26 protein-coding genes and 1 pseudogene are annotated in these 14,255 nt (G+C 61.2%); 5 read left to right on the forward strand and 22 right to left on the reverse strand.

What is annotated here, in order from left to right:
* Positions 1-111, forward strand: a pseudogene (locus ACSFB7_RS37365) (dihydrodipicolinate synthase family protein); the annotation flags it as partial.
* A 7-nt stretch (positions 112-118) separates the two neighbouring features.
* On the opposite strand, the gene ACSFB7_RS37370 reads toward ACSFB7_RS37365, so the two are convergent.
* The 11 genes from ACSFB7_RS37370 to ACSFB7_RS37420 all read right to left on the reverse strand — a co-directional run bounded on the left by ACSFB7_RS37370 (position 119) and on the right by ACSFB7_RS37420 (position 6,302).
* A complete protein-coding gene (locus tag ACSFB7_RS37370; protein ID WP_435477386.1) occupies positions 119-721 on the reverse strand; it encodes a recombinase family protein in 603 nt (200 codons plus the stop codon).
* 232 nt (positions 722-953) lie between these two features.
* Complete coding sequence (locus tag ACSFB7_RS37375; RefSeq protein WP_435477387.1) at positions 954-2,105, reverse strand: zonular occludens toxin domain-containing protein; 1,152 nt, start codon at positions 2,103-2,105, stop codon at positions 954-956.
* Positions 2,036-2,323 (reverse strand): DUF2523 family protein, encoded by a 288-nt coding sequence (locus ACSFB7_RS37380; protein ID WP_435477388.1) that lies wholly within the window; start codon positions 2,321-2,323, stop codon positions 2,036-2,038. Before ACSFB7_RS37380 ends, ACSFB7_RS37375 begins: the two co-directional genes overlap by 70 nt.
* Positions 2,320-3,738: a virulence factor TspB C-terminal domain-related protein gene (locus tag ACSFB7_RS37385; RefSeq protein ID WP_435477389.1), complete on the reverse strand. Its 1,419-nt coding sequence runs from the start codon at positions 3,736-3,738 to the stop codon at positions 2,320-2,322. Before ACSFB7_RS37385 ends, ACSFB7_RS37380 begins: the two co-directional genes overlap by 4 nt.
* On the reverse strand, positions 3,728-3,916 hold the full coding sequence (locus ACSFB7_RS37390) for a hypothetical protein (RefSeq protein ID WP_435477390.1): 189 nt from the start codon (positions 3,914-3,916) through the stop codon (positions 3,728-3,730). Before ACSFB7_RS37390 ends, ACSFB7_RS37385 begins: the two co-directional genes overlap by 11 nt.
* Positions 3,917-3,934: 18 nt before the next feature.
* A complete protein-coding gene (locus ACSFB7_RS37395) occupies positions 3,935-4,141 on the reverse strand; it encodes a hypothetical protein (protein ID WP_435477391.1) in 207 nt (68 codons plus the stop codon).
* Positions 4,142-4,171: 30 nt separating this feature from the next.
* On the reverse strand, positions 4,172-5,152 hold the full coding sequence (locus tag ACSFB7_RS37400; RefSeq protein WP_435477392.1) for a rolling circle replication-associated protein: 981 nt from the start codon (positions 5,150-5,152) through the stop codon (positions 4,172-4,174).
* Positions 5,149-5,664, reverse strand: a complete 516-nt coding sequence (locus ACSFB7_RS37405) for a hypothetical protein (protein WP_435477393.1) — start codon at positions 5,662-5,664, stop codon at positions 5,149-5,151. Before ACSFB7_RS37405 ends, ACSFB7_RS37400 begins: the two co-directional genes overlap by 4 nt.
* Positions 5,661-5,810 (reverse strand): hypothetical protein, encoded by a 150-nt coding sequence (locus ACSFB7_RS37410; RefSeq protein WP_435477394.1) that lies wholly within the window; start codon positions 5,808-5,810, stop codon positions 5,661-5,663. Before ACSFB7_RS37410 ends, ACSFB7_RS37405 begins: the two co-directional genes overlap by 4 nt.
* On the reverse strand, positions 5,807-5,998 hold the full coding sequence (locus ACSFB7_RS37415; RefSeq protein ID WP_187111099.1) for a hypothetical protein: 192 nt from the start codon (positions 5,996-5,998) through the stop codon (positions 5,807-5,809). The genes ACSFB7_RS37410 and ACSFB7_RS37415 overlap by 4 nt, the downstream gene beginning before the upstream one ends.
* Before the next feature lie 10 nt (positions 5,999-6,008).
* Positions 6,009-6,302, reverse strand: a complete 294-nt coding sequence (locus tag ACSFB7_RS37420) for a single-stranded DNA-binding protein (protein WP_435477395.1) — start codon at positions 6,300-6,302, stop codon at positions 6,009-6,011.
* Between the two features lie 156 nt (positions 6,303-6,458).
* On the opposite strand from ACSFB7_RS37420, the gene ACSFB7_RS37425 reads away from it, so the two are divergent.
* Positions 6,459-6,749 carry a hypothetical protein gene (locus ACSFB7_RS37425; RefSeq protein ID WP_435477396.1) on the forward strand — a complete coding sequence of 97 codons (291 nt, stop codon included), beginning with the start codon at positions 6,459-6,461 and terminating at the stop codon, positions 6,747-6,749.
* Positions 6,750-6,854: 105 nt separating this feature from the next.
* A complete protein-coding gene (locus ACSFB7_RS37430; protein WP_435477397.1) occupies positions 6,855-7,184 on the forward strand; it encodes a hypothetical protein in 330 nt (109 codons plus the stop codon).
* On the opposite strand, the gene ACSFB7_RS37435 is transcribed toward ACSFB7_RS37430, so the two are convergent.
* The 11 genes from ACSFB7_RS37435 to ACSFB7_RS37485 form a co-directional block, all read right to left on the reverse strand.
* Positions 7,131-7,733, reverse strand: coding sequence for a recombinase family protein (locus tag ACSFB7_RS37435; RefSeq protein ID WP_435477386.1), 603 nt, complete (start codon positions 7,731-7,733; stop codon positions 7,131-7,133). The genes ACSFB7_RS37430 and ACSFB7_RS37435 overlap by 54 nt on opposite strands.
* A 232-nt stretch (positions 7,734-7,965) precedes the next feature.
* Positions 7,966-9,117, reverse strand: coding sequence for a zonular occludens toxin domain-containing protein (locus tag ACSFB7_RS37440; protein ID WP_435477387.1), 1,152 nt, complete (start codon positions 9,115-9,117; stop codon positions 7,966-7,968).
* Positions 9,048-9,335, reverse strand: coding sequence for a DUF2523 family protein (locus tag ACSFB7_RS37445; protein WP_435477388.1), 288 nt, complete (start codon positions 9,333-9,335; stop codon positions 9,048-9,050). Before ACSFB7_RS37445 ends, ACSFB7_RS37440 begins: the two co-directional genes overlap by 70 nt.
* Entirely contained in the window at positions 9,332-10,750 is a 1,419-nt protein-coding gene (locus tag ACSFB7_RS37450; RefSeq protein WP_435477389.1) for a virulence factor TspB C-terminal domain-related protein, read from the reverse strand. Before ACSFB7_RS37450 ends, ACSFB7_RS37445 begins: the two co-directional genes overlap by 4 nt.
* A complete protein-coding gene (locus tag ACSFB7_RS37455) occupies positions 10,740-10,928 on the reverse strand; it encodes a hypothetical protein (protein ID WP_435477390.1) in 189 nt (62 codons plus the stop codon). Before ACSFB7_RS37455 ends, ACSFB7_RS37450 begins: the two co-directional genes overlap by 11 nt.
* A gap of 18 nt (positions 10,929-10,946) precedes the next feature.
* Positions 10,947-11,153 (reverse strand): hypothetical protein, encoded by a 207-nt coding sequence (locus ACSFB7_RS37460; protein WP_435477391.1) that lies wholly within the window; start codon positions 11,151-11,153, stop codon positions 10,947-10,949.
* A gap of 30 nt (positions 11,154-11,183) precedes the next feature.
* Complete coding sequence (locus ACSFB7_RS37465) at positions 11,184-12,164, reverse strand: rolling circle replication-associated protein (RefSeq protein WP_435477392.1); 981 nt, start codon at positions 12,162-12,164, stop codon at positions 11,184-11,186.
* Complete coding sequence (locus ACSFB7_RS37470; RefSeq protein ID WP_435477393.1) at positions 12,161-12,676, reverse strand: hypothetical protein; 516 nt, start codon at positions 12,674-12,676, stop codon at positions 12,161-12,163. Before ACSFB7_RS37470 ends, ACSFB7_RS37465 begins: the two co-directional genes overlap by 4 nt.
* The gene (locus ACSFB7_RS37475; protein WP_435477394.1) at positions 12,673-12,822 is read right to left on the reverse strand and encodes a hypothetical protein; all 150 of its coding nucleotides are present in this window, start codon (positions 12,820-12,822) and stop codon (positions 12,673-12,675) included. Before ACSFB7_RS37475 ends, ACSFB7_RS37470 begins: the two co-directional genes overlap by 4 nt.
* A complete protein-coding gene (locus tag ACSFB7_RS37480) occupies positions 12,819-13,010 on the reverse strand; it encodes a hypothetical protein (RefSeq protein ID WP_187111099.1) in 192 nt (63 codons plus the stop codon). The genes ACSFB7_RS37475 and ACSFB7_RS37480 overlap by 4 nt, the downstream gene beginning before the upstream one ends.
* Positions 13,011-13,020: 10 nt before the next feature.
* Positions 13,021-13,314, reverse strand: a complete 294-nt coding sequence (locus ACSFB7_RS37485) for a single-stranded DNA-binding protein (RefSeq protein WP_435477395.1) — start codon at positions 13,312-13,314, stop codon at positions 13,021-13,023.
* A gap of 156 nt (positions 13,315-13,470) precedes the next feature.
* Between ACSFB7_RS37485 and ACSFB7_RS37490 the strand changes: the two genes are divergently transcribed.
* Positions 13,471-13,761, forward strand: coding sequence for a hypothetical protein (locus tag ACSFB7_RS37490; protein WP_435477396.1), 291 nt, complete (start codon positions 13,471-13,473; stop codon positions 13,759-13,761).
* 105 nt (positions 13,762-13,866) lie between these two features.
* Positions 13,867-14,226 carry a hypothetical protein gene (locus ACSFB7_RS37495; protein ID WP_435477398.1) on the forward strand — a complete coding sequence of 120 codons (360 nt, stop codon included), beginning with the start codon at positions 13,867-13,869 and terminating at the stop codon, positions 14,224-14,226.
* Positions 14,227-14,255 lie beyond the last annotated feature (29 nt).

Genomic DNA, 14,255 nt, shown 5'->3' on the forward strand with positions numbered 1-14,255 from the left:
TTCCCCGGCTTCAGGATCTTCCCGGCCTCGGAATCGCTGCTCGAGAAGGCCTTGCCTCTGGGGGCCGCCGGCTGCATTTCCGCGACGGCCAATGTTCAGCCGCGAACCATCGTGAATACTAGCGAGCATGAAACGCCGCCTTCCAAACCGGCCGTTCCCGCGTCTCAGGTAGCCCACGAGCTTCTCGGTCGATACGCCACACAGTGGCTCGACTTACCCCGAAATGAGCGGCCACACTGGTCATGGTGCAGCCAGCGGCAACCATCATCGCCGCCAAGTTTTCATCCTCGGCACACAACGCGCGCTCCCTGCCAAAGACTGAACCCCGCCGCATGGCAGCAACCTGCCCAGCCATTGAGCGCTCACGGATCAGGCTACGTTCGAACTGGGCAAACGCCGCGATCATCTGCAACGTGAGTTCACCGAACGAGTGAGACGTATCGATAGGTTCGGTCAAGGATCTAAAACTGCAACCACGTTGCTTTAGTACGTCCATCACTCGAAGCACTTCCCGCATCGAACGTGCAATGCGGTCCAGCTTCCACACGACCAGGGTATCCCCGTCATTCAGCGAAGCCAGCAGCCGCTGAAGCTCAGGCCGAGGGCCTACGCCAGACCCCTTTTCCACAAAGACGCTGCGAACGCCGTTGCGCTTGAGTGCATCCACCTGGAGCGTAGTTTCCTGATCTCCCGTTGAAACCCGCGCGTACCCTACAAGCATTGAAATCCCCTCAAACACACTGCCAAAAGATGTACGTATTTGGCTGGTTGCTCAAGCAAATCGACAGGCCGACACGCACCAGCCCAACCAGCCTTCAGGTGACTTGACCGGCTGCGAAGAACTGCCGGGAACAGGGTGAACGAGCGACCTACCCCCGCAAGCGGGTCCCCGGAATACCGCTTAGCAAGAAGGTGCCCGACTGCCCGCTCTGCGCTACGGTGCGCGTCGCAGGCTAGCGCACCTTCGCTGGTGCGGGCTCCCTTGCCACGACAGTCTGCGCAGTCGCCCGGTTCGCCATGTACGTGAGCACGTCCCTGTCGTTGTCAGCCCAGGAGAGACGCGCGAGGCGTTCGCGATGCACCTCGCCGTCATCGCGCAGATGCTCCAGCGGCGCACCAAAGCCCACGGCCACGCGCGTCATGTCCTCACAGAACAAAGGCTCCTTCTCGAAAGGCGCGCCCTTGTCATCGAAGCACTGGCATCTGTCGCGGATACGGCCGCACCCCGCGAACACTGGCGGCTTGTCGGCCTGCTGTCCGCTTGGCTGAGCGGCAAGGGCGCTGGCAGGCACCACGGCGGCCGTTTGCACCGATGGTGCGGCTACCCCCTTGGTTTCGGTGTTGGTGACCTCCACGGGCTTCGGGTGAAAGCGTTCCTGCATGCGCCCGTAGACCGTTGGCCCGAGGACGCCGAGCATGACCAGGGCGAACAGGATGCCGAAGATCACCGTAGGCACCGACCGCTTTTGCTTCGTGTGCAGCGAGCTGGACCGGTAGACCTTCTCCGCGCCCTTGGAACGCCGCCACGGCTTCTTCGAAAACGAGTTCTTGTAGAGCAGCGTGCGGCTTACACCGTCCCACTCGTAGATCGTCGCGAAGCGCGAGTTGCCGAGCTTGCGAACGTGGAAATGCTGCCCAGCCAGCCGCACGATAGCCGCGTTGATCAGCATTGGATGCTGAGTGAGCAGGTGCATGTCGATGCCGTAGTGGCGATGCGTCTCCAGCTCGGTGATGCACTTGGGCTGTTCCTTGTTCGCGCCGGTGAGCGGCCACGGCTTTTGCACCTCATCGAAAACAATCAGATCGCCGGGCTTGACCCACTCGTGCCAGCGCAGCAGATCATCCGCATCGATCTTCTCGTGTTCGAGCAACAGGCCGTTGATGTTCGTCCACAGCTTGCGCTTGACGGGCACCTTGTTGCCGTCCGCGTCGATCGCTTCTTCCATCCAGCCCTTCGCGGCCAGCGGCATCAGCACCTTCTCAATCACCCCCGACGTTTTGCCGGAGCCGGGGAGTCCAGTCCATACGGTAAGCATCAGCCGTTGCTCTTTCCCATGATTGATGTTGCGTTCTGGATCGACCACAGCAAGAGCTTCGTCGTGCATGCGCCGAAGATGATGCCAATGGCTTTGCCGATGCCCATGTAGAGCGCGAAATTCAGCGTGTCGCCGCTGAGTGCGCCCATCTGCGCGACGATCTGCGCCTTCAACTGGCCGACCACCGATTCCATGCCCACGATGGTGATGATGCTGAAACCGAGGGTTGCGAGAATCTTCGCAATCAGCGGCTGCATCATCGACAGGAGCCATACGCCCAGCTTCATGTCCGCACCTCCTTACCCGGCATCACGATGAGGAAGGCCGCAAAGATCGCCAGGAGGATCACCAGCGCCCGAGCCGGTGCTGCGAAGCCGCACAGCGTGCCCCAGTCAACCAGCTTGTAGCTGTGCCCCGTGGTGCCGCTGGACCACTGCTTATCGCTTGGACAACTGCCGCCGCCAAACACCGATTCTTCAGCGTAGGTGATGGTCTTCGTCTCGCGCGGTATTTCGCCGGTAGGCGTGTCCAGATCGGCACACCCCGCAGAGTTCGGGCGCTTCTCGCACTCGCTGTCCTTGTCGGCCTCCTCGGCTGTCGGCGTCTTCGTCGTGCTGGACACACTACGCACACTGTTGTCGCTGTTGTAAGTCGTCGTGTTCGTCACGTTGGTCGTGTTCGTGATCGTGTTGCCCGATGTCTGAAAGTTGTAAATGTTGCGCTCAACGGTGCGCGACCCATCGGGGTTGGTGGTGCTCTTCTCTGGCCCTTGAATCTGGGAAGGACCGGTAACGGTTGGAATCGAAAGCGGCATCTCTGCGCCCTTCTCCAAAGCCTCACCCCACACCCGCCCGTCGGGCTGCACGTTCTTCATGTACGGCGCAATGTCGTCCATAGATGAGGGAAGCCATCCGATCTGCGTTACGTTCGTGGCCTGCAAGGCTGCGGTGACCTGCGAGACAGAGCCGGACCCTGTCGTCCGCTTGACCATCCGGATGCAGAAGGGCGACGAGAACGACTGACTTTCAACGGTGTTTGGGCCGACCGAATCGAAAGCTGTTTTATCCAAATAAGCCTGCACGATGGACGACGAGCGGCACGCCTCAGCACCGCTTTCCCAGAAGCCGAGATCACGCAACGAGCCGCTTGTCAGATTCCACTTTGTTTGCGTCTGGCTGCGCTGTAGCTCGCCGGTCTCGGGATTGATGCGCCCGCCGGAGCGGGTAATCCAGTCGTACAGGTAGGGCATGGCAATCGGAAGCGCGAGGCATGCAGCAGTCGCAAGCCCGCCCGTCGCGAAGGTGCAGCCTATCGCGGCAGCAGCGCCAAGCGCAGGGACCACCCACCCGGAGGTGGTGGACTGGGTGTTTCCTTGAAACGGGTACTTGCTGCTGGGGCCATGAAACACGACCTCGCCGTTGATCTGAGTCGACACAGTGGGCCCGGTTGCACCAGGAGGCACGCCGTAATTGCCGGCTTGTGTCCAGCCGCCCTTTTCGGGTGAAACGGGGATCGTGCTGCCCCCGCTATTGGTCACTGGCCCTATCGCCGTGCTGCGCCCGTTGCTCTGCACCTGCACGCGGCTGATGTTGCCCTTATTGACCGCACCAGCATTCAGCCAAACGCAACCCAGAGCAAGAGCAACGAGCCAAGCGCGAGCATCATTTCGATGGAAGAAGGCATATGCGGCCTTAGTGATCATGAGGGGTTGCCTCGAAGAATTTCAGGAACTGCCGCGCGCAGAAAATGACGATGGCGGCTCCGAGAAACAAGCCAGCCACCAGGGCGATATCGGCAAGGTTCTCGGTGGAAGGTGGAGCGGGCGCAAGCTCGACCGTGATCGAGCAAGCAGCGCCGCACTCGATGGTTTGTGATGCCATTGCCCGCTCCGGACAGGCTTACAGCCAGCCCATCTTTTGGCCGAGCTTCTTCACAGCGTAAATCGCGATGCCAGCGGCGATGACGAGGCCGATGGCGGTGACCACGTCAGCCTGATACGTGGTGATGGCTGCTTCCGCGCCTGCGGGCAGTGCAGCCATGGCCGAGGTGCCAGCAGCCAGGACGGCGGTAGCGACTGCGGTACGGAGTGCGTTGATACGGAACATTTTGGAAAGTCCTTTTCGTTGTGCCGGTCGTCAATGAAGGTACGCAGCGGGACCGGCGTCCGCTGTGTTGGTGAAATCTGGAGCCCATGAGAACGGGCCGCTTGCGTCGATCTGGCGGGGTGTGGTCCGCACGCGGATAAAGCGAGAAAAACCGCCGCCTGTTGGTGCGAATTCAGATTCGAGAAATTGGCCGGTCTCAGCATTGATGTAGCCGCCTCCCTCCGCAGGTCGAAAGCGGTCGGTGATCGCAGCATTGCCCTGCACATACGCAGGCCACAGAACCCAGCGCTTGATAGCAGCGCCAGGAGCATCCAAGCCGCCCACGGCGTAAAGACGTGATCCACGGGGAAAACCTCCAACGTTCTTACTGTTCGCCTTCTTGGCGTAGCTCATGAGATAGGCCACTGGCGAGTAGCCCTTTTCGGTGTTGGTGAAGCCATGAGGCCACCAACCGCGTTTGTCGGCAGGGGGCATGCTCACCCCTGCCGGAAGGAAAAAAATCGCGTGGTAATGGATGACGCCCCGGCCAATGCCATCCGCACGGCGCTTGCCGTCCTGAATCTCTGCAACCCAGAGGTACTTAAGCCGTTGACCAGGGCAGCGATGCGCGAACCACTTGCGCACAGCGCGGATGTAATCGGAGACGTGGCGCGGTTGCCAGTCGGCATTGGTGCCGCGATACGTGAGGGTCACCATCACGTTGTTCCCGCTGTCACCTTCACCAAGATTCAACAGGCACTTCGCGCCGACGCCAACGCCCTTACGCATGCGGGTCACGCGGGCCTGTGGCCGATCAATCTCGATGGAATGCTCCGCCATGACGAAGGCCGTGGGGAGGTTCCGAGACACCCCAAAACCACTTGTTGATACTGAGACAAGCCCGCGCGCTGCGCGCGCTTCTGCGGTCTGAAAATCGCGAGCGGTTTGACGCTGCGAGAACGCGCGCAGCGCTTCCATGGAGGATGCGCGTGCGGCGTTGACTTCGTGCTGACGTGCGCCGAGGTAGCTCATGCACAAGCCCTCGCGACTTCGACCAGCCAGGCAGCGAATGCCGGCGGCGTGCGTTCACGCTCGGGCCGACCCATGCGCTCGATGGTCGTGAACGTTGGAGCGTTCTCGACGTAGGGAATCTCGGGCACTGGCCCGACGATGTAAAGCGAGGTCGCCTTCGGTGCGCGATGGCCCCACCAGCTTTGCAAAACCGGCACCAGCACACCGCCGTAGGAGTCACGCATACCGAAGCCAAGGCATCCGGTTTCGCGCCAGAGCTTCGACGTGCTGGGGTGTTCCAGCACACCGCCGTTTTCGCGAACCTTCGCCATCGCCCACAGTGCCAGGTCACGCTCGCCTTCACGAGGCTTTGCCCACTGCGCGAAGTTGCCCCACGAGCGGCACGGCGGATGAAACACGCCAGGGCAACCGCCTTGCCACGTCAGCGCGTTGCGCTCGAAGTCGTAGCAGTCCACTCCGAGTTCGGCGTAGTGATTGGTCTTGCGGACGAACAGCGCGGCAACGGCGGTCATACCGTGGCGCCGATCAAGGCCGATGCCTGCACGCGGAGGCTTTCGACCAGGTTGCGCTCGTAGAACGAAAGCGAACGCTGTGCGCCACCGTCGAGACCTTCGAGCCAGTAGCGAAGGCGCAGGAAGTTGCGGGCGTAGGCGCTCACAGCGACTCTCCCGAGACGGGCACGCCGTTCGCCGTGTAGCTCAGATCGATTGCGATCTGGCCCGCGTCGGCGGTCACTTCGATGGACAGACCATCGAGACCATCAGCTTCGGCATCGCGCATCAGCCCGAGGACAGCGCCCTCGAGTTGCGCGAGCCGAGCGGCCTGCATCGCATCACGCGATTGCATGGTGCACCCCTCAAGCCTTGGGGAGCGGAGCCAGACGCGGAGCCACCGCGAGGTTCCCGCTCCGGTCCACGTACAGGCTTGCGGGGTGCAGCTGGTATTCCCCGGCTGCGTACACGAGCGGTTGGCCCTGCTCGTTCTTGTCGAGGATGATTTCGGTTTTCTCGGGGAACGGGCTTGGCTTGCCGTCCTTGCCGATGGTGTGCAGATAGACCGTCTGGAAGTCCATGTTGTAGGCCTTGCCCGAGGTCTTGCCGATGCCCGATTGGTTGCGGGTGAGGACGGCCGGAATGCTGACTTTGATCATGTGGTGGCTCCTATCCGTGCGACGTTGCACGCGGAGGCCCTGCGCGCAGGGCTACCGTGTGGAACGTCAGACGGGGACAGGAGTGGGCTCGGCCAGTTTCCTTAGATACTTCGCGACGTACGCAAACACGCGCCGATGCGGCGAAGAAAGGGCCTCATGAGCAAGACCACCCACCTGATTCCACAAGCCACCAGCCGCACTGATGACAGCGAAGTCCTCGCCGCGATTGAGAAGGCGTTCGCCAAGAGCCGTGGCTCCACCAGCAATGTCTGGACTTTGGGCGTTCGCAACGTCGATGGCATCGTGTACCGCGAGGTGCTGGTCAACAGCTTGGATCAGCTTCCCGCCGTCTCCAACGCTTTGGCAAAGCTTGGATTCGCGGAGGAAATGGACGAAGAAGGCGGAATGATCGACGGCTACGACGCGACGTTCCGAAAGGGCAAGTGACATCAGGTGGCTCCCAAATCATTGCAAGTTGCAATCAATCGGATGCTACACACATCATGACAACTTGCAACTCTTTTTTGATTGCAACCTGCCACAATTTCGCGCATGAACCCAACCGCCGCCCTCTTGGCCGCCGCACTCGACCGCCACACCCAAGCCGAACTCGCCCGCCGAGCAAACATCGACCCATCAACCATTGCGAGCGCGAAGATTCGAAAGCACACCCCGCCTGAACTCGCGGGTTTTCTGGCGGAGACCCTCGACCTTGATGTGGACAAATGGATTGCCGTTGCAGGCTTAGAGCAAGGCAAGCCCAGCCCGATCAAAACGCGCCTGCTCCAGAGGCTACAGGGCGAAGTGTTGGCCGCTCTAAAGTCAATACTAGCGAGCATGAAACGCCGCCTTCCAAACCGGCCGTTCCCGCGTCTCAGGTAGCCCACGAGCTTCTCGGTCGATACGCCACACAGTGGCTCGACTTACCCCGAAATGAGCGGCCACACTGGTCATGGTGCAGCCAGCGGCAACCATCATCGCCGCCAAGTTTTCATCCTCGGCACACAACGCGCGCTCCCTGCCAAAGACTGAACCCCGCCGCATGGCAGCAACCTGCCCAGCCATTGAGCGCTCACGGATCAGGCTACGTTCGAACTGGGCAAACGCCGCGATCATCTGCAACGTGAGTTCACCGAACGAGTGAGACGTATCGATAGGTTCGGTCAAGGATCTAAAACTGCAACCACGTTGCTTTAGTACGTCCATCACTCGAAGCACTTCCCGCATCGAACGTGCAATGCGGTCCAGCTTCCACACGACCAGGGTATCCCCGTCATTCAGCGAAGCCAGCAGCCGCTGAAGCTCAGGCCGAGGGCCTACGCCAGACCCCTTTTCCACAAAGACGCTGCGAACGCCGTTGCGCTTGAGTGCATCCACCTGGAGCGTAGTTTCCTGATCTCCCGTTGAAACCCGCGCGTACCCTACAAGCATTGAAATCCCCTCAAACACACTGCCAAAAGATGTACGTATTTGGCTGGTTGCTCAAGCAAATCGACAGGCCGACACGCACCAGCCCAACCAGCCTTCAGGTGACTTGACCGGCTGCGAAGAACTGCCGGGAACAGGGTGAACGAGCGACCTACCCCCGCAAGCGGGTCCCCGGAATACCGCTTAGCAAGAAGGTGCCCGACTGCCCGCTCTGCGCTACGGTGCGCGTCGCAGGCTAGCGCACCTTCGCTGGTGCGGGCTCCCTTGCCACGACAGTCTGCGCAGTCGCCCGGTTCGCCATGTACGTGAGCACGTCCCTGTCGTTGTCAGCCCAGGAGAGACGCGCGAGGCGTTCGCGATGCACCTCGCCGTCATCGCGCAGATGCTCCAGCGGCGCACCAAAGCCCACGGCCACGCGCGTCATGTCCTCACAGAACAAAGGCTCCTTCTCGAAAGGCGCGCCCTTGTCATCGAAGCACTGGCATCTGTCGCGGATACGGCCGCACCCCGCGAACACTGGCGGCTTGTCGGCCTGCTGTCCGCTTGGCTGAGCGGCAAGGGCGCTGGCAGGCACCACGGCGGCCGTTTGCACCGATGGTGCGGCTACCCCCTTGGTTTCGGTGTTGGTGACCTCCACGGGCTTCGGGTGAAAGCGTTCCTGCATGCGCCCGTAGACCGTTGGCCCGAGGACGCCGAGCATGACCAGGGCGAACAGGATGCCGAAGATCACCGTAGGCACCGACCGCTTTTGCTTCGTGTGCAGCGAGCTGGACCGGTAGACCTTCTCCGCGCCCTTGGAACGCCGCCACGGCTTCTTCGAAAACGAGTTCTTGTAGAGCAGCGTGCGGCTTACACCGTCCCACTCGTAGATCGTCGCGAAGCGCGAGTTGCCGAGCTTGCGAACGTGGAAATGCTGCCCAGCCAGCCGCACGATAGCCGCGTTGATCAGCATTGGATGCTGAGTGAGCAGGTGCATGTCGATGCCGTAGTGGCGATGCGTCTCCAGCTCGGTGATGCACTTGGGCTGTTCCTTGTTCGCGCCGGTGAGCGGCCACGGCTTTTGCACCTCATCGAAAACAATCAGATCGCCGGGCTTGACCCACTCGTGCCAGCGCAGCAGATCATCCGCATCGATCTTCTCGTGTTCGAGCAACAGGCCGTTGATGTTCGTCCACAGCTTGCGCTTGACGGGCACCTTGTTGCCGTCCGCGTCGATCGCTTCTTCCATCCAGCCCTTCGCGGCCAGCGGCATCAGCACCTTCTCAATCACCCCCGACGTTTTGCCGGAGCCGGGGAGTCCAGTCCATACGGTAAGCATCAGCCGTTGCTCTTTCCCATGATTGATGTTGCGTTCTGGATCGACCACAGCAAGAGCTTCGTCGTGCATGCGCCGAAGATGATGCCAATGGCTTTGCCGATGCCCATGTAGAGCGCGAAATTCAGCGTGTCGCCGCTGAGTGCGCCCATCTGCGCGACGATCTGCGCCTTCAACTGGCCGACCACCGATTCCATGCCCACGATGGTGATGATGCTGAAACCGAGGGTTGCGAGAATCTTCGCAATCAGCGGCTGCATCATCGACAGGAGCCATACGCCCAGCTTCATGTCCGCACCTCCTTACCCGGCATCACGATGAGGAAGGCCGCAAAGATCGCCAGGAGGATCACCAGCGCCCGAGCCGGTGCTGCGAAGCCGCACAGCGTGCCCCAGTCAACCAGCTTGTAGCTGTGCCCCGTGGTGCCGCTGGACCACTGCTTATCGCTTGGACAACTGCCGCCGCCAAACACCGATTCTTCAGCGTAGGTGATGGTCTTCGTCTCGCGCGGTATTTCGCCGGTAGGCGTGTCCAGATCGGCACACCCCGCAGAGTTCGGGCGCTTCTCGCACTCGCTGTCCTTGTCGGCCTCCTCGGCTGTCGGCGTCTTCGTCGTGCTGGACACACTACGCACACTGTTGTCGCTGTTGTAAGTCGTCGTGTTCGTCACGTTGGTCGTGTTCGTGATCGTGTTGCCCGATGTCTGAAAGTTGTAAATGTTGCGCTCAACGGTGCGCGACCCATCGGGGTTGGTGGTGCTCTTCTCTGGCCCTTGAATCTGGGAAGGACCGGTAACGGTTGGAATCGAAAGCGGCATCTCTGCGCCCTTCTCCAAAGCCTCACCCCACACCCGCCCGTCGGGCTGCACGTTCTTCATGTACGGCGCAATGTCGTCCATAGATGAGGGAAGCCATCCGATCTGCGTTACGTTCGTGGCCTGCAAGGCTGCGGTGACCTGCGAGACAGAGCCGGACCCTGTCGTCCGCTTGACCATCCGGATGCAGAAGGGCGACGAGAACGACTGACTTTCAACGGTGTTTGGGCCGACCGAATCGAAAGCTGTTTTATCCAAATAAGCCTGCACGATGGACGACGAGCGGCACGCCTCAGCACCGCTTTCCCAGAAGCCGAGATCACGCAACGAGCCGCTTGTCAGATTCCACTTTGTTTGCGTCTGGCTGCGCTGTAGCTCGCCGGTCTCGGGATTGATGCGCCCGCCGGAGCGGGTAATCCAGTCGTACAGGTAGGGCATGGCAATCGGAAGCGCGAGGCATGCAGCAGTCGCAAGCCCGCCCGTCGCGAAGGTGCAGCCTATCGCGGCAGCAGCGCCAAGCGCAGGGACCACCCACCCGGAGGTGGTGGACTGGGTGTTTCCTTGAAACGGGTACTTGCTGCTGGGGCCATGAAACACGACCTCGCCGTTGATCTGAGTCGACACAGTGGGCCCGGTTGCACCAGGAGGCACGCCGTAATTGCCGGCTTGTGTCCAGCCGCCCTTTTCGGGTGAAACGGGGATCGTGCTGCCCCCGCTATTGGTCACTGGCCCTATCGCCGTGCTGCGCCCGTTGCTCTGCACCTGCACGCGGCTGATGTTGCCCTTATTGACCGCACCAGCATTCAGCCAAACGCAACCCAGAGCAAGAGCAACGAGCCAAGCGCGAGCATCATTTCGATGGAAGAAGGCATATGCGGCCTTAGTGATCATGAGGGGTTGCCTCGAAGAATTTCAGGAACTGCCGCGCGCAGAAAATGACGATGGCGGCTCCGAGAAACAAGCCAGCCACCAGGGCGATATCGGCAAGGTTCTCGGTGGAAGGTGGAGCGGGCGCAAGCTCGACCGTGATCGAGCAAGCAGCGCCGCACTCGATGGTTTGTGATGCCATTGCCCGCTCCGGACAGGCTTACAGCCAGCCCATCTTTTGGCCGAGCTTCTTCACAGCGTAAATCGCGATGCCAGCGGCGATGACGAGGCCGATGGCGGTGACCACGTCAGCCTGATACGTGGTGATGGCTGCTTCCGCGCCTGCGGGCAGTGCAGCCATGGCCGAGGTGCCAGCAGCCAGGACGGCGGTAGCGACTGCGGTACGGAGTGCGTTGATACGGAACATTTTGGAAAGTCCTTTTCGTTGTGCCGGTCGTCAATGAAGGTACGCAGCGGGACCGGCGTCCGCTGTGTTGGTGAAATCTGGAGCCCATGAGAACGGGCCGCTTGCGTCGATCTGGCGGGGTGTGGTCCGCACGCGGATAAAGCGAGAAAAACCGCCGCCTGTTGGTGCGAATTCAGATTCGAGAAATTGGCCGGTCTCAGCATTGATGTAGCCGCCTCCCTCCGCAGGTCGAAAGCGGTCGGTGATCGCAGCATTGCCCTGCACATACGCAGGCCACAGAACCCAGCGCTTGATAGCAGCGCCAGGAGCATCCAAGCCGCCCACGGCGTAAAGACGTGATCCACGGGGAAAACCTCCAACGTTCTTACTGTTCGCCTTCTTGGCGTAGCTCATGAGATAGGCCACTGGCGAGTAGCCCTTTTCGGTGTTGGTGAAGCCATGAGGCCACCAACCGCGTTTGTCGGCAGGGGGCATGCTCACCCCTGCCGGAAGGAAAAAAATCGCGTGGTAATGGATGACGCCCCGGCCAATGCCATCCGCACGGCGCTTGCCGTCCTGAATCTCTGCAACCCAGAGGTACTTAAGCCGTTGACCAGGGCAGCGATGCGCGAACCACTTGCGCACAGCGCGGATGTAATCGGAGACGTGGCGCGGTTGCCAGTCGGCATTGGTGCCGCGATACGTGAGGGTCACCATCACGTTGTTCCCGCTGTCACCTTCACCAAGATTCAACAGGCACTTCGCGCCGACGCCAACGCCCTTACGCATGCGGGTCACGCGGGCCTGTGGCCGATCAATCTCGATGGAATGCTCCGCCATGACGAAGGCCGTGGGGAGGTTCCGAGACACCCCAAAACCACTTGTTGATACTGAGACAAGCCCGCGCGCTGCGCGCGCTTCTGCGGTCTGAAAATCGCGAGCGGTTTGACGCTGCGAGAACGCGCGCAGCGCTTCCATGGAGGATGCGCGTGCGGCGTTGACTTCGTGCTGACGTGCGCCGAGGTAGCTCATGCACAAGCCCTCGCGACTTCGACCAGCCAGGCAGCGAATGCCGGCGGCGTGCGTTCACGCTCGGGCCGACCCATGCGCTCGATGGTCGTGAACGTTGGAGCGTTCTCGACGTAGGGAATCTCGGGCACTGGCCCGACGATGTAAAGCGAGGTCGCCTTCGGTGCGCGATGGCCCCACCAGCTTTGCAAAACCGGCACCAGCACACCGCCGTAGGAGTCACGCATACCGAAGCCAAGGCATCCGGTTTCGCGCCAGAGCTTCGACGTGCTGGGGTGTTCCAGCACACCGCCGTTTTCGCGAACCTTCGCCATCGCCCACAGTGCCAGGTCACGCTCGCCTTCACGAGGCTTTGCCCACTGCGCGAAGTTGCCCCACGAGCGGCACGGCGGATGAAACACGCCAGGGCAACCGCCTTGCCACGTCAGCGCGTTGCGCTCGAAGTCGTAGCAGTCCACTCCGAGTTCGGCGTAGTGATTGGTCTTGCGGACGAACAGCGCGGCAACGGCGGTCATACCGTGGCGCCGATCAAGGCCGATGCCTGCACGCGGAGGCTTTCGACCAGGTTGCGCTCGTAGAACGAAAGCGAACGCTGTGCGCCACCGTCGAGACCTTCGAGCCAGTAGCGAAGGCGCAGGAAGTTGCGGGCGTAGGCGCTCACAGCGACTCTCCCGAGACGGGCACGCCGTTCGCCGTGTAGCTCAGATCGATTGCGATCTGGCCCGCGTCGGCGGTCACTTCGATGGACAGACCATCGAGACCATCAGCTTCGGCATCGCGCATCAGCCCGAGGACAGCGCCCTCGAGTTGCGCGAGCCGAGCGGCCTGCATCGCATCACGCGATTGCATGGTGCACCCCTCAAGCCTTGGGGAGCGGAGCCAGACGCGGAGCCACCGCGAGGTTCCCGCTCCGGTCCACGTACAGGCTTGCGGGGTGCAGCTGGTATTCCCCGGCTGCGTACACGAGCGGTTGGCCCTGCTCGTTCTTGTCGAGGATGATTTCGGTTTTCTCGGGGAACGGGCTTGGCTTGCCGTCCTTGCCGATGGTGTGCAGATAGACCGTCTGGAAGTCCATGTTGTAGGCCTTGCCCGAGGTCTTGCCGATGCCCGATTGGTTGCGGGTGAGGACGGCCGGAATGCTGACTTTGATCATGTGGTGGCTCCTATCCGTGCGACGTTGCACGCGGAGGCCCTGCGCGCAGGGCTACCGTGTGGAACGTCAGACGGGGACAGGAGTGGGCTCGGCCAGTTTCCTTAGATACTTCGCGACGTACGCAAACACGCGCCGATGCGGCGAAGAAAGGGCCTCATGAGCAAGACCACCCACCTGATTCCACAAGCCACCAGCCGCACTGATGACAGCGAAGTCCTCGCCGCGATTGAGAAGGCGTTCGCCAAGAGCCGTGGCTCCACCAGCAATGTCTGGACTTTGGGCGTTCGCAACGTCGATGGCATCGTGTACCGCGAGGTGCTGGTCAACAGCTTGGATCAGCTTCCCGCCGTCTCCAACGCTTTGGCAAAGCTTGGATTCGCGGAGGAAATGGACGAAGAAGGCGGAATGATCGACGGCTACGACGCGACGTTCCGAAAGGGCAAGTGACATCAGGTGGCTCCCAAATCATTGCAAGTTGCAATCAATCGGATGCTACACACATCATGACAACTTGCAACTCTTTTTTGATTGCAACCTGCCACAATTTCGCGCATGAACCCAACCGCCGCCCTCTTGGCCGCCGCACTCGACCGCCACACCCAAGCCGAACTCGCCCGCCGAGCAAACATCGACCCATCAACCATTGCGAGCGCGAAGATTCGAAAGCACACCCCGCCTGAACTCGCGGGTTTTCTGGCGGAGACCCTCGACCTTGATGTGGACAAATGGATTGCCGTTGCAGGCTTAGAGCAAGGCAAGCCCAGCCCGATCAAAACGCGCCTGCTCCAGAGGCTACAGGGCGAAGTGTTGGCCGCTCTAAAGTCAACATACTCCAGCTCGGTCTTCTCCATGGTCGTCATCGACTCGGCGGCAAGCCGGGCGCACAGCGCTTCCAGTTCGCAATCTGCATGAAGGATCTCCGACAGTTCCTTGACGCCGAT

It is taken from the genome of Variovorax raffinosi, assembly GCF_051216615.1.
In the GTDB taxonomy this organism is placed as follows: Bacteria; Pseudomonadota; Gammaproteobacteria; order Burkholderiales; family Burkholderiaceae_C; genus Variovorax.